Origin of the sequence: Helicobacter pylori (assembly GCF_011140715.1) — a bacterium.
Taxonomy (GTDB): Bacteria; Campylobacterota; Campylobacteria; order Campylobacterales; family Helicobacteraceae; genus Helicobacter; species Helicobacter pylori_DA.
This window is the reverse complement of sequence record NZ_SFZZ01000009.1, coordinates 1-21464: the sequence shown is the minus strand read 5'-3', so window position 1 is coordinate 21464 and position 21464 is coordinate 1. Positions and strand designations below refer to the sequence as shown.

Annotated in this window: 24 protein-coding genes; 11 read left to right on the top strand and 13 right to left on the bottom strand. The window is 40.3% G+C overall.

Going from position 1 to position 21464, the window contains the following annotated elements; genetic code table 11:
* Positions 1 to 3: 3 nt before the first annotated feature.
* From nuoH to secG, 13 genes are all read right to left on the bottom strand, one after another.
* Complete coding sequence (gene nuoH / locus EWZ81_RS00345; RefSeq protein WP_001277281.1) at positions 4 to 993, bottom strand: NADH-quinone oxidoreductase subunit NuoH; 990 nt, start codon at positions 991 to 993, stop codon at positions 4 to 6.
* Positions 990 to 3524 (bottom strand): NADH-quinone oxidoreductase subunit G, encoded by a 2535-nt coding sequence (locus tag EWZ81_RS00340; RefSeq protein WP_165548536.1) that lies wholly within the window; start codon positions 3522 to 3524, stop codon positions 990 to 992. The genes nuoH and EWZ81_RS00340 overlap by 4 nt, the downstream gene beginning before the upstream one ends.
* A complete protein-coding gene (locus tag EWZ81_RS00335; RefSeq protein WP_165548534.1) occupies positions 3521 to 4507 on the bottom strand; it encodes a hypothetical protein in 987 nt (328 codons plus the stop codon). The genes EWZ81_RS00340 and EWZ81_RS00335 overlap by 4 nt, the downstream gene beginning before the upstream one ends.
* 2 nt (positions 4508 to 4509) lie before the next feature.
* The gene (locus EWZ81_RS00330; RefSeq protein ID WP_000819164.1) at positions 4510 to 4740 is read right to left on the bottom strand and encodes an NADH-ubiquinone oxidoreductase subunit E family protein; all 231 of its coding nucleotides are present in this window, start codon (positions 4738 to 4740) and stop codon (positions 4510 to 4512) included.
* Positions 4737 to 5966, bottom strand: a complete 1230-nt coding sequence (gene nuoD / locus EWZ81_RS00325; RefSeq protein WP_000068229.1) for an NADH dehydrogenase (quinone) subunit D — start codon at positions 5964 to 5966, stop codon at positions 4737 to 4739. The genes EWZ81_RS00330 and nuoD overlap by 4 nt, the downstream gene beginning before the upstream one ends.
* Before the next feature lies 1 nt (position 5967).
* Entirely contained in the window at positions 5968 to 6765 is a 798-nt protein-coding gene (locus EWZ81_RS00320) for an NADH-quinone oxidoreductase subunit C (RefSeq protein ID WP_001901061.1), read from the bottom strand.
* Positions 6765 to 7244: a NuoB/complex I 20 kDa subunit family protein gene (nuoB, locus tag EWZ81_RS00315; RefSeq protein ID WP_001183508.1), complete on the bottom strand. Its 480-nt coding sequence runs from the start codon at positions 7242 to 7244 to the stop codon at positions 6765 to 6767. The genes EWZ81_RS00320 and nuoB overlap by 1 nt, the downstream gene beginning before the upstream one ends.
* Positions 7244 to 7645: an NAD(P)H-quinone oxidoreductase subunit 3 gene (locus tag EWZ81_RS00310; protein WP_001183540.1), complete on the bottom strand. Its 402-nt coding sequence runs from the start codon at positions 7643 to 7645 to the stop codon at positions 7244 to 7246. Before EWZ81_RS00310 ends, nuoB begins: the two co-directional genes overlap by 1 nt.
* A gap of 101 nt (positions 7646 to 7746) precedes the next feature.
* Positions 7747 to 8436 (bottom strand): SIR2 family NAD-dependent protein deacylase, encoded by a 690-nt coding sequence (locus tag EWZ81_RS00305; protein ID WP_165548532.1) that lies wholly within the window; start codon positions 8434 to 8436, stop codon positions 7747 to 7749.
* Positions 8433 to 8897: an RDD family protein gene (locus EWZ81_RS00300; protein ID WP_165548530.1), complete on the bottom strand. Its 465-nt coding sequence runs from the start codon at positions 8895 to 8897 to the stop codon at positions 8433 to 8435. Before EWZ81_RS00300 ends, EWZ81_RS00305 begins: the two co-directional genes overlap by 4 nt.
* A complete protein-coding gene (gene pyrE / locus EWZ81_RS00295; protein WP_079369725.1) occupies positions 8887 to 9492 on the bottom strand; it encodes an orotate phosphoribosyltransferase in 606 nt (201 codons plus the stop codon). The genes EWZ81_RS00300 and pyrE overlap by 11 nt, the downstream gene beginning before the upstream one ends.
* Before the next feature lie 3 nt (positions 9493 to 9495).
* Positions 9496 to 10053 carry a ribosome recycling factor gene (frr, locus tag EWZ81_RS00290; protein WP_079338532.1) on the bottom strand — a complete coding sequence of 186 codons (558 nt, stop codon included), beginning with the start codon at positions 10051 to 10053 and terminating at the stop codon, positions 9496 to 9498.
* Complete coding sequence (secG, locus tag EWZ81_RS00285; RefSeq protein ID WP_165548528.1) at positions 10053 to 10670, bottom strand: preprotein translocase subunit SecG; 618 nt, start codon at positions 10668 to 10670, stop codon at positions 10053 to 10055. Before secG ends, frr begins: the two co-directional genes overlap by 1 nt.
* A 117-nt stretch (positions 10671 to 10787) precedes the next feature.
* On the opposite strand from secG, the gene EWZ81_RS00280 reads away from it, so the two are divergent.
* From EWZ81_RS00280 to rpsR, 11 genes are all read left to right on the top strand, one after another.
* A complete protein-coding gene (locus EWZ81_RS00280; protein ID WP_165548525.1) occupies positions 10788 to 11516 on the top strand; it encodes a methyltransferase domain-containing protein in 729 nt (242 codons plus the stop codon).
* A 91-nt stretch (positions 11517 to 11607) separates the two neighbouring features.
* On the top strand, positions 11608 to 12588 hold the full coding sequence (gene trpS / locus EWZ81_RS00275) for a tryptophan--tRNA ligase (RefSeq protein ID WP_165548523.1): 981 nt from the start codon (positions 11608 to 11610) through the stop codon (positions 12586 to 12588).
* Positions 12589 to 14376, top strand: coding sequence for an extracellular solute-binding protein (locus EWZ81_RS00270; RefSeq protein WP_165548521.1), 1788 nt, complete (start codon positions 12589 to 12591; stop codon positions 14374 to 14376). It begins immediately after the preceding gene.
* Positions 14373 to 15419 (top strand): microcin C ABC transporter permease YejB, encoded by a 1047-nt coding sequence (locus EWZ81_RS00265; RefSeq protein ID WP_165548519.1) that lies wholly within the window; start codon positions 14373 to 14375, stop codon positions 15417 to 15419. The genes EWZ81_RS00270 and EWZ81_RS00265 overlap by 4 nt, the downstream gene beginning before the upstream one ends.
* An 8-nt stretch (positions 15420 to 15427) precedes the next feature.
* Entirely contained in the window at positions 15428 to 16015 is a 588-nt protein-coding gene (locus EWZ81_RS00260) for an SH3 domain-containing protein (protein ID WP_165548517.1), read from the top strand.
* A 7-nt stretch (positions 16016 to 16022) separates the two neighbouring features.
* Positions 16023 to 16814 (top strand): shikimate dehydrogenase, encoded by a 792-nt coding sequence (locus tag EWZ81_RS00255; RefSeq protein WP_165548515.1) that lies wholly within the window; start codon positions 16023 to 16025, stop codon positions 16812 to 16814.
* Positions 16814 to 18748: a ribonuclease catalytic domain-containing protein gene (locus tag EWZ81_RS00250; protein WP_165548512.1), complete on the top strand. Its 1935-nt coding sequence runs from the start codon at positions 16814 to 16816 to the stop codon at positions 18746 to 18748. The genes EWZ81_RS00255 and EWZ81_RS00250 overlap by 1 nt, the downstream gene beginning before the upstream one ends.
* Positions 18738 to 19760: a DNA polymerase III subunit delta gene (gene holA, locus EWZ81_RS00245; RefSeq protein ID WP_165548510.1), complete on the top strand. Its 1023-nt coding sequence runs from the start codon at positions 18738 to 18740 to the stop codon at positions 19758 to 19760. Before EWZ81_RS00250 ends, holA begins: the two co-directional genes overlap by 11 nt.
* A gap of 343 nt (positions 19761 to 20103) precedes the next feature.
* A complete protein-coding gene (gene rpsF / locus EWZ81_RS00240) occupies positions 20104 to 20532 on the top strand; it encodes a 30S ribosomal protein S6 (protein WP_165548508.1) in 429 nt (142 codons plus the stop codon).
* 9 nt (positions 20533 to 20541) lie between these two features.
* Positions 20542 to 21087 (top strand): single-stranded DNA-binding protein, encoded by a 546-nt coding sequence (locus tag EWZ81_RS00235; protein ID WP_165548505.1) that lies wholly within the window; start codon positions 20542 to 20544, stop codon positions 21085 to 21087.
* 22 nt (positions 21088 to 21109) lie between these two features.
* Positions 21110 to 21367, top strand: a complete 258-nt coding sequence (gene rpsR, locus EWZ81_RS00230; RefSeq protein ID WP_000440196.1) for a 30S ribosomal protein S18 — start codon at positions 21110 to 21112, stop codon at positions 21365 to 21367.
* The last annotated feature ends 97 nt before the right edge of the window (positions 21368 to 21464 follow it).

Genomic DNA, 21464 nt, shown 5'->3' with positions numbered 1-21464 from the left:
CCTTTAAATTAAAATGATAATGCCCGTTAGCACAATGTTCAATAACGCTAAAGGCAGCATGATTTTCCAGCACATATCCATCAGTTGGTCTGGGCGCACATGCGGATAAGTCGCTCTAACCCACATGGATAAAAAGACAAAAAAGCCCGCTTTAATCAAAATCGCTAAACCTCCAGGGATAAAGCCCCATGCGTTAAACCCGCCAAAAAACACAATAGAAATCACAAAAGAAAAAGCGAATAAATGCGCGTATTCCGCTAAAAAGAACATGCCCCATTTCAAGCCGCTGTATTCGGTGCAATACCCTGCCACGATCTCGGCTTCATGCTCTAACAAATCAAAGGGGGTTCGATTCAATTCAGCGTAGCTTGCGATCAAAAACAAAACAAACGCTAGAGGCTGCTTAAACACAAGCCAGTCTAAAAACCCGCCACTTTGGTAATGATTGATTTCCACTAAAGAGAGCGATCCTACCACCATTAAGGGGGCTAGAATGGTTAAAGTGCTGACCACTTCAAAGCTGAGCAGTTGGATTGTCGCTCTTGCAGAGCCAATTAAGGAGTATTTGTTATTAGAGGCAAGCCCGGCTAAAATAGGCGCATAAATCCCTGCCGAACCCACGGCTAAGAAAAACAAAAAGCCAATGTTGATGTCAGAAATAAGGGGCTTGATCTCATAGCCAAACAGAGTGAAATTAGGGAAAAAAGGGATGGGTGCCATGGACACAAACGCACTTACCATCGCAATAATGGGCGCTAGCGTGAAAATGAATTTATTTGCGCCTTGGGGGATAATGTCTTCTTTGGTGAAAAGCTTAATGCCGTCTGCTGCGACTTGCAAAAGCCCAAAAGGCCCCACATAGCAAGGCCCTAAACGGCGTTGGAAATAGGCTAACACTTTCCTTTCAATATAAGTGGCAAAGCCTCCTAAAGCCGAAAATACAGCGATTAAAATCAAAATTTTAATCAGGGTTTCAATGATATAAGCGCTCATGCTTGCTCCTTTAAATCCACGCTATCAAACACACCCTCTCTAAAAAAGCTAGAATGGTTTTTCAAAAGAGAAGGCGAGATGACAAACACTTCCTGATCCAAGCTTTCATCAAGATACAAAACGCCTGTTAATTCCTCTTCTTCTTTAGTTAAAGTGATGTTTTGCCCCACTTCTTTATCCAATTTTTTTAAGAAAGCTTTAGACACATAAATACCAGTCTTTAATTGCAAATTCTCGCTTTTATGGGTAGCGTTATTGAATTGCGTTTCTGGGTATTTTAAATACGCGTTGAAAACGATTTTTTCTTTTAAAGGCTTGATAGGCTCGCATTCTATGGTTTCGCATTCTTTAGCGCTTTTTTCAAAATGGCTTGTTCCTAATAAATAGCCTCTGTGATTGACTCTGTCGTTAGTGAAATAGTTGGTTAGATAATCAAATTCTATGGCTTTAAAGCCTGCTTCTGTAGGGAGTTTGTGGGTGCATTCTGTGAGATTTTCTTCCACAAAACCAAAGCCTTGCATAATATCGCTCAAGTCATAGCCCTCAAACCTCAAAGCCGGTTTTAAGGGCAACACATGCCCTTCAACATTAGTGATCGTGCCTTCTATCTGGTTGAGACTGGGCAAAATAAAATCCACTTTGCTGACAGCGTCTTTCCCAAAAACCCTATCGTCGCTATTGATAGTGAAATCCCCTTGAGCGCGAATGCCTACAATTTTTTCATGTTCAAAAATTTCTTCGCTCAATTCGCAAATAGAAGCGATGCCTAAAGCGTTCGCGCTTGGAGGGATAAGAATGAGTTTAACAGCGCTTTTTTGGGCTAACAAACGCAACATTTTAGCGATGTTATGGGCTTGTTTATGGCTATAAATTTCTTCGCCAACCACTAGTAGGGTGTTATTTGATTTTTGCAAAAGAGCGAGAATTTTTTCATAAGTTTCTAAATTGATGCCCGCCTCTTCAAGCAACAAATAAGTGGTTTTGGTAGGGACTTCAATTTTTTCTTCTTTAACCTCTGTCTTGTTTTCTTCTTGATCTTCTTCTTTTGGGGCAGCTGCTTCTGTTTTATCCTCTTCTTGATTTTCTGCTTTACTTTCTTCAAGACTGCACCCTTGCTCGGCTTGTTCTAAAGCTTTTTTCCGCTCTTCTTCTAAAGCTTTAAGCGCCGCTTCATCCACAATGCTTTGCTTGGAATCTTCTAAGCTTTTTAGAGCCGCGCTTTCAATGTTAAGCATTTTTAAAAGCATGCCTAAAAGGATTTCTTCAGCCCCCACTTCATGGGTGATGCAAAAAGAGCTTCGGCACAAATTCGCTAGCGCGTTATCCTTAATAGGGTGCATAGCGATCAAAGAAGCTTTATTGAGTTTGAGAGCGTTATTAATAGCATAGCGCACCAAAGGGTTTTCTGTTTTAATAGAAGATCCTATCGTAACGACCAAATTGGAAGTTTTAATCTCTTCAATGCTGGGGCGTTTAACTTCGCCCAATACTTTTAAGAATTGCTGGAAATGATACGCTTCTTGATTGTAGATTTTAAAACCAAGCTCTTTCCTCAAACGCTCTATTAAAAACGCCTCTTCATTCGTAATATCCCCACCTATTCGCACCGCTTCGCATTCTTTGAGAGCGTTTTGCGCTTCTTTAAGATTAGTGCTGCCTTTAGGGCTAGAGCTCACGTCAAAAGCGAAACGGCCTGCCCCACAAATAGGGTTATGGTAAAAATCATTAAGCACCCTAAAAATCTTAGATTCTTCGCCTAGAGTATCAAAATGGCGCACATCATAAGAAATCAAACACCCAGCCGAGCAGTGCGAACAAGTGGAATGGATCTTTTTGAGTTCCCATGCGTTAGCCGTGTAAGCGAAATCTTTATAGCTCAAAGCGCCCACAGGGCATACCGCAATGCATTCCCCGCAATCATAGCAAGGCACGCTGCCCACAAAAGAAATAATGCCTTTTTGCTTACGACTCCACACGCTAAAAGCGTCTTTGGACATGCTGTCTTTAAATTTATCCGGAGCATGCAAATCGGCTTTAGTGGCTTTGAGGTTGTTTTCGCCCACATTGTCCTTGCAAGTGGTTACGCACCTTTCGCACATGATGCATAAATTAGGGTCATACAAGGCTTTTGCCCATGAATCTAGCGCTTTAAAATCATCAGCCACCGCATAGGGTTGGTGCTCCACGCCGGTTAAATGCGTCATGTCTTGCAATTCGCACTCCCCGCTCTTATCGCACACGCCACACTCTAGGGGGTGGTTGACATCATAAGTTTGCATGATGCTTTTTCTTTCATCCATGAGCGTTGGGGTGTTAGTGAGAATGGTGGCGTTGTTTTTGGCTTTCGTGTTGCAACTATAAATGCGTTTGCCATCCATTTCAACCATGCACATTTTGCATGCGACCGTGGGCGAGCAACCGCTTAAATAGCAAATGGTAGGGATGTAGATCCCAGCGCTCCTAGCGGCCTCTAAAACGCTTTGTCCCTCTTGGCATTCAATCATTTTGCCATTGATATTCATTGTGATCATGAAATTCCTTGAGAGTGGGATAAAATAGGGATATAAGGGTAAGCGTCAAAAAACGCCCCTTCTAAAATCGCAATCAAGCCCTTCAAATGGGGGCTTTCTTCTAACTCGCATTCTAGCGTTTGATTTGAGATTTGAAACCCCGCTTTAGAATGCTTAATCTTATTAGCAATCTTAAATTGCTTGGAAAAAGATAATTTAGGGGTTTCAAGGCTCTTGTAAGAAACATAGACAAACGAGCCGTTAGCCTCACCCATTCGCTCTAAAAGCTCTAAATCTTTTGATTGGAGTTGTGATTCAAAAGGCAAAATGCCTTCTTTAAAGGCTATTTCTAGCAACCATTCTTGATCTTTAGAATCATAAAAAGCGGCCGTTGCGCTTGAATCGTTGCAAGGGATGTGTAAAATTTCTAGGTAATTTTGCAACTCGCTTAAAAGGGTGTATAAAAAAGCGCTATCCGCATGCTTAGTGATTTCTCTATTTAAAACAAGCACCCTTTTTTTCGTTTTAATGATAAGAGCGATAAGTTCTTGTAATTCTTCTTCGCTCATGTTTGCTTCAGAGCTTAAATACCCCACATCAACCTTTTCTAAAACATGCCCTTTTAATTGGGAAGTTTTTTCCAAAATACCCCTTAAAATCAAAGCCAAAATCGCCGCTTCCGTGTGGATTTCATACGATGCAAAAAGGCAATTTTCTTGCAAGTCTCTTGTATCTTGTAAGGGTCTTAACAAGGCGTAGGGGAGTTTTAATTGGTTGATGCTTCCTAAAATCAATCGTTCATTTTCATTCAAACAAGCGTTTGAAAACCCCCCAAACAAAACGCACAAATCGCTTTTTTCTAAAAGGTTTAAGCTATCTTCACTCATCTTGTAATTGATTTTAAACCCTTTTTGAAGAGATAATTTTTCTAAACAATAGGCTTCTTTCAAGCTAATTGAAGAGCTTGCGCTTAAGGGAGAATTTAAGGGGTTAAAGCCGCTCAAAATCAAGCCTTTTTTCTCACGACAATCGTCCAATCCGCTTGATTGAAACGCAAAGAATTGAGAAGCTCATGCCCTTTGGATTGGATAAATTCAGCGCTCTTAGGGATATTAGAAAAATCCCCCACTTCAAACATGAAAATAGCGACTTCATTAGGTTGCATTTCTTTTTCAATCAATTCTTCTAAGCGTTCAAAAATATCTGCTTTTAAGGGGCGTAAATCAAAGCGTTTCATCTATCCACCTCGCCAAACACCGCATTGGTTGAGCCAATCACGGTTACCGCATCCGCTAAATATTGCCCCACTAAAATATCGCTCAAAGCCCCAATGTGATAAAAGCTAGGGGCTCTGATTTTTAGTCTATGAGGGTAAGGCTCGCCCTCTGAATGGATAAAAAACCCTAATTCCCCTTTAGGGCTTTCTGTGGGGGCATACACTTCCCCAACGGGCGGGCGCATGCCTTGAGCCACTAAAACAAAATGCTGCATCAAGGCGTAGTTTTGCGTCATTATATCTTCTTTAGGGGCAGAAATATAATGCGGGTTTTGAGCCATGATAGGCGTATCGGTTTTAGCATACATGGGAATGAGTTGCTCAATGATGCGAATGCTTTCATCAATTTCTAACATATACAAACAATACCGATCATAGCTATCGCCATAATTGCCCACCGGCACATCAAAATCAAGCTCTTTATAAAGCTCATAAGGCTCTTCTTTTCTAATGTCATAAGCGATCCCAGTCCCTCTTAACATGATACCGCTCATGCCCCAACTTTGCGCCATTTTGGGCGTTACAACGCCCACATTTTCCAAGCGCATCCGCCAAATGCGATTCTTATCCAATAAGCCTTGAATGAGTTTTTTGCATTCCCTCATTTCGCCTAAAAACTTTTTCAAGCCCTCTAACCAATTAGGAGGTAAATCTAAAGGCACGCCCCCAATCCTTATAGCGTTATGCGTGAGCCTAGCCCCGCAATAATCCTCCATCAAATCCAACCCATATTCCCTCGTTTTAAACGCATACAAAAACACGCTCATCGCCCCCACATCTAAAGCATGCACGCTGATAAAAAAGATGTGTGAAATCATGCGGTTAAGCTCTAGTAAAATCGTGCGGATCACTTGCGCTCGGCGTGGGATTTCTAAATTGAGTAAGGTCTCTACCGCATAAGCGTAAGCGTAGTTATTGCTGGTAGAAGAAGTGTAATCCAATCTGTCGGTAGTGGGCATGTATTCGTTATAGGTCATGTTTTCGCCTAATTTTTCACAGCCTCTATGCAAGTAGCCAATTTCAGGGGTAGCCTTAATGATTTTTTCGCCCTCTAATTCCAAAATCAAGCGCAATTGCCCATGGCTACTGGGGTGTTGAGGGCCAAAGTTTAAAATCATTTGGTTGTCGTCATGTTCAAAAATGATGTTTTCAAACTGAGGGTTGAGTTTCGTGAAATTTTGAGCCATTTTATAGCCTCTTTTTTAAGATAGTGGGGGCGATTTTGTGCAAATCTTTGACAAAAGGGATTTTCTTAAACGCATGCTTTTCTTCTACTTCTTTTAATTCTTCGCCCTTGCCCTGCTCATAGCCAATTTTGGCGAAATTGAAAGTGTCTTTTTCATCCACTCTCGCGCTGTCTCTCTGCTCTTTGCCCACCACTTCTCGATATTCTTTGCCAAAAATTTTATCCACTTCATACCATTGAGCGAATTCATCGCCTTTGAGCGGGTAAGAACGCAATAAGGGGTGGCCTACCCAATCATGCGGCATGATAAGGCGTTTCAAATAGGGGTGTTTGTCAAACACAATGCCAAGCAAATCATACGCTTCCCTTTCGCTCCAATTAGCCGATCGGTATAAAAAACTCAAAGAATCCACGCTCTCATTAGGCAACAAAACGCACTTCACGCGCACCCTACGGCGGTTCTTGCAGCTATCGCTAAAACCCACAAATTGATAAAACAATTCAAAATGCCCTTTTTTAGCGCACAAATCTATCGCGCTCATTTCGCTCAAACACTCATAACCCAAATGCCTTAAAGTCGTAGCGACAGAAAAAATATCGTCTTTTTTGATCCAAAACACCGCCGTGTTAGTCTCTATGTATTTGTCTAAAATCTCATGTTTGTAAGAAAGGTGGTTGTAAATGACCTCATAAGCACTGCCCTCTAAATATTTTTTAGGGGTGGGTTCTATGATTTTATAGGGGTCATGCTGGCGCGATTGTTTTTGCACATCTTCATAGGGGGATTGTTTTCTTACCATCACACTAACCTTTTAGGAGCGTCTTGTTTGATCGCTTTAGAGCGTCTGATTTTATCTTGCAAAACCATAAGAGCGTATTGTAAAGTTTCTGGACGCGGCGCGCAACCGGGCAAATAAATATCCACAGGAACGATCCTATCCGCTCCTTGAACGGTCGCATAAGTGTTGAACATCCCGCCCGTGTTAGCGCAACTCCCCATAGAAATCACCCATTTAGGTTCAGGCATTTGATCATAGAGCCTACGCATGAATTCGGCATGCTTTTTAGTGAGCGTGCCAGCAATGATCATCACATCCGATTGCCTAGGGCTCGCTCTAAAAATCGTGCCAAACCGGTCAAAATCAAACCTTGAACCCCCTGTCGCCATCATCTCAATCGCGCAACACGCCAAGCCATAAGTTAAGGGCCAGAGCGAATTAGAACGCCCCCAATTCAATAATTTATCCAAAGTGCTTAGAACAACCGGTGCTTGTTGCATTATTTCACCTCTAATTTCTGCCAGCTCAAAGCGTTTCGCTTTAAAGCGTAAATAAAACCAATCGTTAAAAAGAATACAAAGCCTAGCATTTCAACGAGCCCGAACAAGCCTAATTTTTTAAAATCAATCGCCCAAGGGAACATGAAAACGATTTCTACATCAAATAAAATAAAAAGCATGGCCATGATATAGAAATGGTGCGACACTCTATTAGGCTGTTTGAGAGCCACAGGCCCGCATTCATAGGGAGCGAGCTTGAGCTTTTCGCCCTTTTTTTGAGCCATTTTACGGCTTAAAAACCTTTGAATCCTTAAAGTTAAGTTAAACACCCAAAAGGTGAATACCAACAAAACGAAAACGCCAAAATAGGGGTGATTCAATGCTTCTGTGGCTTGTTGCATCAGGCTCTCAAACTCCTTTAATTACTAGCAAATGATGAAGCCAATTAAACCATGTTTTTGCTAATCGTTAGCTGAAAAAATAAAAATTATTTTAACATTTCTTAAGAGGCCATTTCTATGAGTTTGGGCATTAAATCTTGCATGGCATGCACCGCGCTTTCATTAATGCATTGGATATTCTGGGGCAAACGGGCGTTTTTAGCCTTAGGGTCAATGTAATAAATGAGGGCGTCTTTATGTGCATGCGTGTAGAGGCTAGCGGCCGGATAGACTTGCAAAGAAGTGCCAATGATGATTAAAAGGTGCGCTTGTTTGACTAAAGAAATCGCTTCTTTAAGCAAAGGCACCTCTTCGCCAAACCACGCAATATTGGGGCGTAATTGCGATTTGTCCTTGGCCAAGTCGCCTAAATTCAAGTCCTTTTCCCACCTATAAACTAAATTAGGATCTTTTTCGCTGCGAACGCTCAATATTTCCCCATGCAAGTGCAAAATGCGAGAAGAACCCGCTCTTTCATGCAAATCATCTACATTTTGGGTGATGATATGGACTTGATAGTGTTTTTCCAATTCCGCTAAAGCCTTATGGGCCTTGTTAGGATAAACTTCAAAAAGCTGTCGGCGCCTTTGGTTGTAAAAATCCAACACCTTTTGCGGGTTCTTTTTCCAGCCATAAGGCGAAGCGACTTCCATGATGTCATGCCCTTCCCACAAGCCATCAGCGTCCCTAAAGGTTTTAATCCCGCTTTCTGCTGAAATGCCAGCCCCACTTAGGATCACTAAATTTTTCATGTTTCCTCCTTGATAATTTCAATACGAGTGCCGCTGAGTTTGTCATGCAAAAAAAACTTAAAAATAAAAGGCGTAACAAACCCTATAAGTAACCCCATGCTCAACACCCACAAAACAAAGCGCCACAACGCCAAAAAAAAGCCCACTTTTTCGCCATTATTTTTGACTAATTTAAACTGAGCGTAACGCATGCCAGGGCTTTGGGATTTAAAAGCGATAAAAAAGCTGTGCGTTAGGGCGTAAAAAAGCAGGCATAAAAAAATCGCGCTCTGGTTTTCCCTAAAATCCTTCGCGCTCCCTAAAATCGCATAAGTCATTATATAAAGCATGGGGGTATAAATCATAAAAATATCGGTGATGAAAGCCTTTAAGCGTAAAGAGAGATTCAACCCTTTTAAAGGGCTTTCTAAAGTGCGTTTTTTTTCTGGGGTTTTATTTCTTTTGGTTTTTTTAGTTGCCACGACTTCCCGGTTTGATAGCGACGCTAGTAGCGCATAAAGGGCAAGAGCTAGGCTTGTGCATGTCAAAAACAAAATCTTCTAAAGCAAACAGGGGCAAATGGCTAGGCAAACACGCGCCCTCTTGGGCTTTCAAGTGAGAATGAGCGCGTTTGCAAATGCCCCGATTGGCTAGAGCGCCAAAAGCCACGATTTGAGCGCCCTTTTCTTCTAAGACTTTAGCGCATTCCATGGCGGATTTTCCCGTAGTGATGATGTCCTCACACACTAAAATTTTTTCGTTTTTTTTGACTTCAAAACCACGCCTTAATGTCATGGTATTATCCACCCTTTCGGTGAAGATAAAACGCACGCCCAAAGCCCTTGCAAGCTCATACCCAGCTAAGATCCCCCCAATCGCAGGCGAGCAAACGCATTCAATATTCAAATGAGCTTCTTGGATTTGTTTGGCTAATTCTTTGGCTAATTGTTCGGCCAGTTTGGGATCTTCTAAAACTTTAGCGGATTGCAAATAATAATTGGAATGAAACCCGCTACTGAGCAAGAAATGCCCCTCTAACAACGCTTGAGCGTTTTGATAACATGCCTTAATATCCATGGTTTAGACCTTTAAGATCGCGTCTTCTTTGTTTTTTACGCTTTCATCAATTTTTTTAATGGCTTCATCGGTGATTTTTTGGATCTGTTCTTGGGCTTTCTTGCTTTCATCTTCGCTGATTTCTTTGTCTTTTTCTAATTTTTTCACCTGGTTGTTAGCGTCTTGGCGGATATTCCTCACAGCCACTTTAGCCTTTTCGCCCATCGCTTTGGCGTCTTTTGCGATGAGCTTCCTTTGCTCACTTGTCATGGGCGGGAAAAAAAGCTTGATCGTTTCGCCGTCGTTATTAGGATTGACGCCAATATTGGCTTCTTGAATGGATCGTTCAATTTCTTTGAGCAGGTTTTTTTCCCATGGGCTGATTTGAAGGGTGGTCGCATCCAAGCTCATCACGGATCCGACTTGATTTAATGCCGTGGGCGTGCCGTAATAATCCACTTTGATGTGATCTAAAATATTGACTGAAACTTTCGCGCTCCTTAGAGTGGAAAAATCTCTGCTTAAAGCTTGAACGCTTTTTTGCATCAAATCTTTGGTTTCATTATAAATGGCTTGTAACATTATTTTTCATCCTTTTTTTGGTTGGTATGGGCGTTGGTTTGCGTCGCATGCGTTTTAGGCTTTTGGTGGGTGGTTGGGGGCGTTTTGGCGTTCTCTTTGGTTTTTTCAACACCCTTTATACCATTCTCTTTGGCGTCATTTTTTTCATTTTTTTCATTCTGTTTGGGGCTTTCAACAGAAGGTGCTTTGGCTGGCTCTTTAGGGAGTTCGTTAGGCGTTTGTTGTGGCATTAAAGGATTAGTTGGGGCTTGCTCTAAAGGGTTGAGCGTAGGGTTTAGCGTGGGATTGAGCGTAGGGTTGAGCGTGGGGTTGAGCGTAGGGTTAAGCGTGCCGGTGGCAGGGACTAAGGGCGAAAGCTTAGTTTTAGTTTCATCTAAAATGCTTTTGCCGTATTCTTTGTTGTAAAAATAGCCCAAAGCGATGGTGTTGATGACAAATAACAGCCCTAAAAACATGGTCAATTTCGCCATAAAGCTTGCGGGCCCTTTAGCGCCAAATAAAGAATCGTTGCTCCCGCTATAAGCCCCTAAGCCGATGCTAGAACTTTTTTGCAACAAAACCACCACCACAATCAATACCGCTAAAACAATTTGTAAGCCTAACAGAGCGCTTGTCATAAACACTGATTCCTTAAATCCCTAAAATTTAGAAAAAATTACCCTTGATCTTATCTAAAATTTGCTAAGAATACACTAAAATTTAGTTTTAATTTCAAGCGTGGCACGTTAAAGGCGGTGGTGTTGGACTCTTTTCATTCACTCAATCAGCATGCATTCAATAGGCATGCCAAAACTTATCACCTTTTTGCTCATATCCAGCAACAAATCGCTATCTGTCTTGTTCAATTTTTAAAACAAAAACATTACGCTAAAGTTTTGGATTTAGGATCGGGGAGTGGGGCTGTTTTTAACGCTTTAGAGCGGCAACATATTGTGATTGAAAATTTTATCGCTTTGGATAATTCCATGAACATGCTCAAATTACACCCTACGCATTCTCTTAACATTCAAAAAATCTCTTTAGAGCATGCGGATTTTGAAGAACATGTTTTTTGCGATTATGATCTGGTTGTGTCTTCTTCTTCTTTGCAATGGGCAAGGGATTTAAAAAGCGTTTTAGAAAAAATCGCTCTTTCTAGTAAGGAGGTGGCTTTAGCTATCCATACGGATTTTAGTTTGCATGAAGTGCATGAATTTTTAGGCACGCTTTCGCCTTTAAGGGATCTCAAAACGCTCAAATCCTTGATTAAAAACGCTTTTAAACATTTTCAAATAGAATTGGAAAACAAGCGCTTTTCCCTTTATTTCAACCGCAAACAAGATGGCTTGAATTACCTTAAAAAATGCGGTCTTTTGGGGGGTTCAACGCTGAGTTTCAAGCAAAAAAAACATTTTTTCCAAAACATGGCGTTTGAAAAATTGAGCTATGAAGTGTTACTTTTTTCGGGGATCAAGCGTTCTTAAAAACCAAGATTAAATCAAGATTAAATAGATTAAATTAAAATATTAAAATTAGGTGGTTACAATAACACTAACTAAAACAACGAGAAACAACATGCATAAAAAACGAGTCTTTTCAGGCATCCAACCTACCGGGCAAATCCACTTGGGCAACTATTTAGGAGCGATCAAGCATTGGGTAGAGATGCAAGATGAATATGAAAACCTTTTTTGTGTCGTCAATTCGCATGCGATCACCCTACCCATAGATCCTGCATTTTTAAAATCCCAAACCTATGAGTTAGTCAAATTGCTTTTAGCTTGCGGGATTAATCCCAAGCAATCGGGGTTATTCATTCAAAGTGAAGTGGATGAGCACCCGGCTTTAGCATGGCTATTAAATTGTCAGGTGTCTATGGGAGAAATGCAAAGAATGACGCAATTCAAAGACAAGTCTTTAAAAAACCCTAAAAGCGTGAATGTGGGGCTTTTCAATTACCCTATTTTGATGGCGTCAGATATTTTATTATACCAAAGCGATTTAGTGCCAGTGGGCGAAGATCAAAAACAGCATTTAGAGCTCACGCGAAACGTTGCAGAAAAATTTAACAGGGATTTTGGGAACTGCTTTAAAGTGCCAGAGCCTTTGATCGCTAAAGTGGGGGCAAGGGTTATGGGGCTAGACGATCCAAAAGTGAAGATGAGTAAATCGCATAAAGGGGCTAACCATGCGATTTTTCTTTTAGATGAGCCGGATATTATTGTGAAAAAAATCAAAAAAGCGGCCACGGATTCTATGGGCGTTATTGCCTTTGATGAAAAAAGAGAGGGCATTTTTAACCTTTTAAATATTTACATGCTTTTAAGCAATGAAAGCCCAGAAAAGATAGAGGAGCGTTTCAAAAATAAGGGCTATGGGGATTTTAAAAAGGAATTGGCTGAAGTAATGATCCAGGCTTTAAAACCCATCCAAGAAAGATACAAAGAAATCAGCGATGATGAGGTGAAAGCCATTTTAAATTGCGGCACTGAAAAAGCCAGGCCTTTAGCGAAAGCGACTTACCAAAAGGCTAAAGAATTGATGGGGTTAGTTTGAATGGTCTTTAAAATTTTAAGTTTATGGTTAGGGGTGTTTTGTTTCCTTAAAGCTACGCCTTATTTATACTTGGGCGAAGAGCCTAAATATAAAGACAATTTCACGCATTTTGAATACGCTAACCCTAACGCTAAAAAGGGCGGTGTTTTAAAAAATGACGCCATAGGGACTTTTGATAGCCTTAACCCTTTCGCGCTTAAAGGCACTAAAGCCGAAGGCTTGGATCTCATTTATGACACTTTAATGGTGCAAAGTTTGGACGAACCTTTTGCAGAATACCCCTTAATCGCTAAAGACGCAGAAGTGGCTAAGGATAACAGCTATGTGATTTTTACCCTAGATAAAAGAGCGAGATTCAGCAATAACGCCCCTATTTTAGCGAGCGACGTGAAGTTTAGTTTTGATACGATCATGAAATTAGGATCGCCCCTTTATAGGCAGTATTACCAAGATGTTAAAAAGGCGGTTGTTTTAGACAAACACCATGTTAAATTCATTTTCAAAACCACTGAAAATAAAGAATTGCCCCTCATTTTAGGGCAGTTGCAAATCTTTTCCAAAAAAGCGTTTCAAAAGGATTATTTTGAAAAAAACCCTTTACTCATTCCTGTTTCTAGCGGCCCTTATGTGATCGCTTCTTTTGATGTGGGCAAGAAAATCACCTACCAAAGAAACCCTAATTATTGGGCGAAAAATTTGCCTAGCAGAAAGGGGCAATTCAATTTTGATGAGATCAAATTTGAGTATTACAAAGACGAAACCATCGCTTTACAGGCTTTTTTAAGTGGGGCGTATGATTGGCGCCTTGAAAGCACGGCTAAGGTTTGGGCTAGGGGCTATGTGGGGAAAGCTATGGATAATAAAAAAATCACTAAATACCTCATAGCCCACAAAATGCCAAGCGGCATGCAAGGGTTTTTCTTCAACACGCGCCGGGAAATTTTCAAGGATAAAAGGGTTCGTGAAGCCTTGTTTTATGCGTTTGATTTTGAATGGGCGAATAAAAATTTGTTTTTTTCGCAATACAAGCGCACCACCAGTTTTTTCAGTAACTCTATCTATGCGTCCCCTCCCCTCCCAAGCCCTGAAGAAAAAGTTCTGTTAGCCCCTTATGAAAAGAGTTTGGATGAAAGGGTTTTTAAAGAGCCTTATGTCGTGCCTAGAACCGATGGGCCTGATGTTTTAGGCTATAATTTGAGGGAAAATTTAAAATACGCCCAAAAGCTTTTAGAGAGCACGGGCTTTTCTTACAAAAACATGCGTTTGGTGGATAAGAATAACAAGCCTTTCAGTTTCACTTTGCTTTTAAACAGCCCAGCCTTTGAAAGACTGGCCCTAGCCTTTGCTAAAAACTTAAGGGTGTTAGGGATTGAAATGAAAATCCAAAGAGTGGATTTAAGCCAGTATGTCAATCGGGTCAAAAGCTATGATTTTGACATGATTGTAGGAGTGATTGGCCAATCGTCTTTCCCGGGTAATGAGCAGCGCTTTTATTTTGGCTCTTTGAGTGCGAAAGAAAAAGGCACAAGGAATTATGCAGGAATCTCTAGTAAAGCGGTAGATGATTTGATTGAAAAAATCATTAACGCTAAAGATTACAAGGAGCAATTAGCCGCCATTCAAGCGATGGATAGGGTGCTGTTGTGGGGGTTTTATGTGATACCGCATTTTTATTTGCCTAATTACAGGATCGCAGCGTATAATTACATCGGCATGCCTGAAATCAGCCCTAGCTATGGATTTTCGCCGTATTTATGGTGGATAAAAAAAGAAAGGGGTCCTAAATGATTGCTTACATTCTTAAACGCTTGCTTTTAATTATCCCTACTTTATTAGCCATAATGACTATCAATTTCTTTTTGATCCAATCCGCCCCAGGAGGCCCTATTGAGCAGATGATGGCTAAAATCAATAACACGCAGTCCAAAGAAACCCAAGGTCTTGTTAAAGAGCGTTCGTATAGGGCGTCTCAAGGGCTGGAGAGCGATTTGATAGAAAATTTAAAAAAACTCTATGGTTTTGACAAGCCCATAGGAGAACGCTATCTTCTCATGCTCAAAAAATATCTGCAATTTGATTTTGGGGAGAGTTTTTACCGCCAGATTAAGGTGATAGATTTGATTAAGGAAAAATTGCCGGTATCCATTTCGTTAGGGTTTTTTAGCACGCTTTTGATTTATCTTATTTCTATCCCTTTAGGGATTTTCAAGGCCAAACGCAATAATGAGCCTTTAGATGTGTTAAGCAGCGTGGTGATCATTGTCGCTAACGCTATCCCGGCCTTTTTGTTTGCGGTGGTGTTGATCGTGTTTTTTGCTGGAGGGAATTATTGGCACTGGTTCCCTTTAAAGGGGCTGGTGAGCGATAATTTTGAAAGTTTGAGCGCGTTAGGTAAGATCAAGGATTATTTATGGCATATCACCTTGCCCGTTCTTTGCATTTCTTTAGGGGGTTTTGCAAGCCTTACGCTTTTAGTGAAAAACTCCTTTTTAGATGAAATGGGCAAGCTTTATGTACTGAGCGCTAAGGCTAAGGGCTGTTCAGTGGGGCGTATTTTTTATGCGCATGTGTTCCGCAATGCGATTTTATTAGTAGTAGCGGGTTTCCCGCAGGCTTTTTTGGGCATGTTTTTTAGCTCAAGTTTGTTGATAGAGATTGTTTTTAGCTTGGATGGGTTAGGGCTTTTAGGGTATGAAAGCATTGTGAGTAGGGATTATCCTGTTGTGTTTGGTTCGCTTTATATTTTCACGCTTTTGGGTTTGGTGGCGAGTTTGATAAGCGATTTGCTCTGTGTAGTGATTGACCCTAGGATTGATTTTGAAAAGCGTTGAGGGTAGGAATGAAAACTGAGATGAAATCTTCTTTAAAACTTTTTATGCGGCCTTTGTTGGTGGTTTTGGCGTTCATGTTGTTGTATGCTTTAGTGCATGCTGTGCTTGGTTTTTATGTGAAAAAAGACAGCGCTCCAATGAGCCAAAATTTAGAAAAAAGCGAGACAGAGCGCCAAAACAGCGCGCTTTCGCCTAAAGAAGAAGCCAACGCAACCACAACCGCCACAGAAGAAAACCCCACCAAAGACACAGCGCCGCCTTTAGAAACGACCGCGCAAGAAAAAGAAACCAAACAAGAGATTAAACAAGAGCAAGAAAAAGAAAACGAACCTAAACAAGACAGCGTCTCGCCCGTTCAAAACGATCAAAAAACCCCCACAACCCCCACAATGGGAAAAAAACCTTTAGAGTATAAAGTCGCAGTCAGTGGCGTGAACGTGCGCGCTTTTCCTAGCACAAAAGGCAAAATCATTGGCTCACTTGTAAAAGACAAAAGCGTGAAGGTTTTAGAAATCCAAAACGATTGGGCTGAAATTGAATTTTCTAATAAAACAAAGGGCTATGTGTTTTTAAAACTTTTAAAAAGGGCTGAATGAAAGAATAATGAAATTAAAATCTTTTGGGGTTTTTGGAAATCCCATTAAACATTCCAAATCGCCCCTAATCCATAACGCTTGTTTTTTGACTTTTCAAAAAAAATTAGGGTTTTTAGGGCATTACCACCCTATATTACTCCCTTTAGAAAGCCGCATCAAAAACGAGTTTTTAACTTTAGGGCTTAGTGGGGCTAATGTAACCTTACCCTTTAAAGAAAGGGCGTTTCAAATTTGCGACAAAATCAGGGGCATTGCGCTTGAATGCGGAGCAGTCAATACGCTTGTTTTAGAAAATGATGAGCTTGTGGGTTACAATACCGACGCTTTAGGGTTTTATCTTTCTTTAAAGCAAAAAAACTACCAAAACGCTTTGATTTTAGGTGCTGGGGGGAGTGCTAAAGCCCTAGCGTGCGAATTACAACAACAAGGCTTGAAAGTGAGCGTGTTGAACCGCTCTTCTAGGGGATTGGATTTTTTCCAACGCTTGGGCTGTGATTGTTTTATGGAGCCTCCTAAAAGTGCTTTTGATTTGATTATTAATGCCACTTCAGCGAGTTTGAATCACGAATTGCCTTTGAATAAAGAGGTTTTGAAAGGGTATTTTAAAGAGGGCAAGCTCGCTTATGATTTAGCGTATGGGTTTTTAACGCCCTTTTTATCTCTGGCCAAAGAGTTAGAAACCCCTTTTCAAGACGGGAAAGACATGCTCATCTATCAAGCCTCTTTAAGTTTTGAAAAGTTCAGCGCTTCTCAAATCCCTTATTCAAAAGCGTTTGAAGTCATGCGAAGTGTTTTTTGATGCAAGGGTTTTTAAGAAGCCTTTTTTTTGGGGTTAAAAAGATCCCTAAACGATTCGCTCCCCTAGTAGAAAAGGGCGTTTTAAAAGAAGCGCTTCAATCAAACAAGGATCGCTATCTTTTAAAAGAAGGCTTTGATATAGGCAAGATTGAAAGGGTAAAAAATAAGGCATTTTTCGTTTCTTTAGCGAAAAATTACCCTAAAGACCCTTTAATCAAAAACTTACCCCCTTCTTTTAAAACAGACGCTTTGATTTTATGCCAAATAGAATGTTCTAAAAAACGCCCCATAGCCTTTTTTAAAGCCGCACTTTTTGATGCGCAAGACACGATGATAGCTTACTTGGCTAAAGAAAAAAACCAGATTGTGGCTATCCCTTTTAAAGAGCCTTTTAAAAAACCTGTTTCTTTAAAGCACAGCCAAAAATCCTTATTAGAATTGCCCAGGCATTGCGTGGTAAAGATCGATCTTAAAAAGCGTGAGATCAGCGAAATTTTAGGGGCTTTAGAAGACCCTTTAATAGATGAAAACCTTTCTTTAAGCCTTTTTGACAGGATTAAGGATTTTTCAAAAGATTGCTTGAATTTAGCGCAATATTACGCGCAACTCAAAGCGAGCGATTTTAAAGACAGGATCAATTACTCTCACATCCCTTTTATCACCATTGACCCCAAAGACGCTAAAGATTTTGACGATGCGATTTTTTATGACCAAGAAAAAAGGGTTTTGTTTGTGGCGGTTGCTGATGTGAGCGAATTTGTGCCGAAACATTCCAGTTTGGATAAAGAAGCTAGGATTAGGGGCTTTAGCGTGTATTTCCCTAATAGCGTCTATCCCATGTTGCCTTTGAGTTTGTCTCAAGGGGCATGCTCATTAAAAGCGTTTGAAAAACGCCTGGCTTTGGTGTATGAAATCCCTTTAGATGATTTGAAAAACGCCCGATTATTTCAAGGCGTTATTGAAGTTAGGGCTAATTGCGCTTATGAAGAAATCAATCATTTTTTAAGCACCCAACAAAGCTCTTTAGATAAAGATTTGCAACAAAGCCTTTTGGGGTTTTTAGAGGTGGCTTTAAAGTTAAAAAAGGAGCGTTTAAAAAAGGGGTTTAATTTCAATTCCTTTGAAAACAAACTGTATTTGAATAAAGAAGGGCGTATAGAAAAAATTGAAACAGAAAAAGAAAGCAACGCGCACACCCTTATAGAAGAAGCCATGCTCTTAGCCAACCAGTCTAGCGCGAGGTTATTAGATGAGCATTTTCACAATAGGGGGATATACCGCACCCACAAAGAGCCAAGTTTGGAGCAGCAAAAACGCCTCTACGACAAGCTTTTTGATTATGAAATTGTGCGCCCTAAAAACATGGGCTTTTTTCCTTTTTTAGAGCATGCCTTAAAGATAGCCAAAGAAAAGAGTATAGAAAGAGAAGTTTCACGCTTAATCATCAAGTCTCAAAATTTAGCCCTTTATAGCCCCATGCAAGAAAGCCATTTTGGTTTGGGGTTTGCCAGCTATACGCATTTCACTTCGCCCATTAGACGATACAGCGATCTAGCCTTGCACAGGCTTTTAAAAGAATTGTTGTTTTATCAAGCTAAAGGCTGCTCGTATTTGTTAGAAGAAACGCCTGAATTATGCGCTGAATTGAACGCCTTACAAAAAAAGACCGCTTTGATTGAAAGGGATTTCATCAAGCGCAAATTCGCCCGCTTGGCTTTAGAACTTTTAGAAAAAGAATTTTTGGGCGTGGTTTTAGAGGTTAAAGATTGGGTGGTGGTGGGGCTAAAAGAATTTATAGGGCTTAAAGTTTTGATCAAAACGAACAAGGTTTTTAAGCCGTTAGAAAAGGTGCGCGTTACAATCACGCATGCGGATTTGATTTTAGGGCAGGTTAGAGGCGAAATCACAGAAAGGATCAAAGGGCATGTATCGTAAAGATTTGGACCATTATTTAAAACAGCGCCTCCCTAAAGCGGTGTTTTTGTATGGGGAGTTTGATTTTTTTATCCATTATTATATTCAAACGATTAGCGTGCTTTTTAAATGCAATAACCCTGACACAGAAACTTCGCTTTTTTATGCGAGCGATTATGAAAAAAGCCAGATTGCGACTCTTTTAGAGCAGGATTCTTTATTTGGAGGGAGCAGTTTAGTCGTTTTAAAACTGGATTTTGCGCTGCATAAGAAATTTAAGGAAAATGATATCAATCTTTTTTTAAAAGCTTTAGAGCGGCCTAGCCATAACAGGCTTATCATAGGGCTTTATAACTCTAAAAGCGACACCACCAAATACAAATACACTAGCGATGCTATCGTTAAATTTTTCCAAAAAAGCCCCTTGAAAGATGAAGCCATTTGCGTACGCTTTTTTACCCCTAAAACTTGGGAGAGTTTGAAATTCTTACAAGAAAGGGCTAATTTTTTACATTTAGACATCAGCGACCATCTTTTAAACGCTCTTTTTGAAATTAATAACGAAGATTTAGGCATTTCATTTAACGATTTAGACAAGCTAGCGGTTTTAAATACGCCCATCGCTTTAGAAGACATTCAAGAATTAAGCTCCAATGCGGGGGATATGGATTTGCAAAAGCTCATTTTAGGGCTTTTTTTGAAAAAAAGCGTGCTTGATATTTATGATTATTTGTTAAAAGAGGGCAAAAAGGATGCGGATATTTTAAGGGGGTTAGAGCGGTATTTTTACCAGCTTTTTTTATTTTTCGCCCACATTAAAACGACCGGTTTAGTGGACACTAAAGAGGTTTTAGGCTACGCTCCTCCTAAAGAGATTGCTGAAAATTACGCCAAAAACGCCTTGCGTTTGAAAGAAGCCGGCTATAAGAGGATTTTTGAGATTTTTAGGTTATGGCACCTTCAAAGCATGCAAGGGCAAAAGGAATTGGGCTTTTTGTATTTGACCCCCATTCAAAAAATCATTAACCCTTGAAAAATGCTGAAAGGTGTTTTTTATAATCTAACAATAAAAGAGCTTGCGTCAAGCAAGCGATAACTTTACTAAAAAGCGGTCTTGGGGGGTTAGGGGGATTTTAAGGGGGTTAAGGGGGAGAGTTATTTCAAAATACCCCCTATCCCCTTAAGAGAATGAGTTTTGTTATAAAAATTGAAGTTAAAAACCCCATTTTTTAAAAAATTAAGAATAAAGTTTTGAGTTTCAATATTTGATGAGAAACATTTAATCCAAAAACAAGCGAAAGCAAGGTATAATCAAAAGTTTTTTAGACCTTGCTCTTTTTAGTAAAAAAAGGGCTATACAACCACAAGGAGAATGGATGAGGCATTATGAAACGATGTTTATTCTCAAACCTACTTTAGTAGAAGAAGAGATTAAATCCAAAATTGAATTTTACAGAGAAGTGATCACCAAGCATCACGGCGTGATTGAAACGAGCCTGGATATGGGCATGCGTAATTTAGCTTATGAAATCAAAAAGCACAAGAGAGGCTATTATTATGTGGCGTATTTCAAAGCAGAGCCGTCCATGATTTTAGAGCTTGAACGATTGTATCGCATCAATGAAGACGTGTTGCGTTTCATTGTGATCAAATACGAAAGCAAAAAAGAAATAGAAGCGTGGCATGCGTTAGTGGATAGGGCTAATAAAAAGCCATCACACGCTAAAGAAAAACACGAAAAAACCGGACACACGCATTCTCACCACACAGAGGAAGCAGAAAGCGTAGGATCTCATAGCGAATAAGGGCTTATCATGTTTAATAAAGTGATTATGGTAGGGCGTTTGACTAGGAATGTGGAGTTGAAATATTTGCCTAGCGGTTCGGCTGCGGCGACAATAGGTTTAGCCACAAGCAGGCGTTTTAAAAAACAAGACGGCACGCTAGGCGAAGAAGTGTGCTTTATAGATGCGCGTTTGTTTGGGCGAACGGCTGAAATCGCTAACCAGTATTTGAGCAAAGGTTCAAGCGTTTTGATAGAAGGGCGTTTGACTTATGAGAGTTGGATGGATCAAACGGGTAAAAAAAATTCCCGCCACACTATCACAGCGGACTCGTTGCAATTTATGGATAAAAAGTCAGACAATCCCCAGGCAAACGCCATGCAAGATAACATGACGCATGAGGGTTTCAACAACGCTTATCCCACTAATCATAACGCTCCCAGCCAAGATCCTTTTAACCAAGCCCCAAGTTATGCGCAAAACGCTTACGCTAAAGAGAATTTACAAGCACAGCCGTCCAAGTATCAAAACAGCGTGCCTGAAATCAATATTGATGAAGAAGAAATCCCCTTTTAAGGGTTAAAATTAAGGAGACATTATGGAAAGAAAACGCTATTCAAAACGCTATTGCAAATACACTGAAGCTAAAATCAGCTTTATTGACTATAAAGATTTAGACATGCTCAAGCACACGCTATCAGAGCGCTATAAAATCATGCCAAGGAGGTTGACAGGCAACAGCAAAAAGTGGCAAGAAAGGGTGGAAGTGGCGATCAAAAGAGCCCGCCACATGGCTTTAATCCCCTACATTGTGGATAGGAAAAAAGTCGTGGATAGCCCTTTTAAACAGCACTAAATGTTTGATTAGGGCTAATAGGGGGCATGCCCTTTTTAATCTTATTTAATCTTATTTAATCTTATTTAATCTTATTTAATCTTATTTAATCTTATTT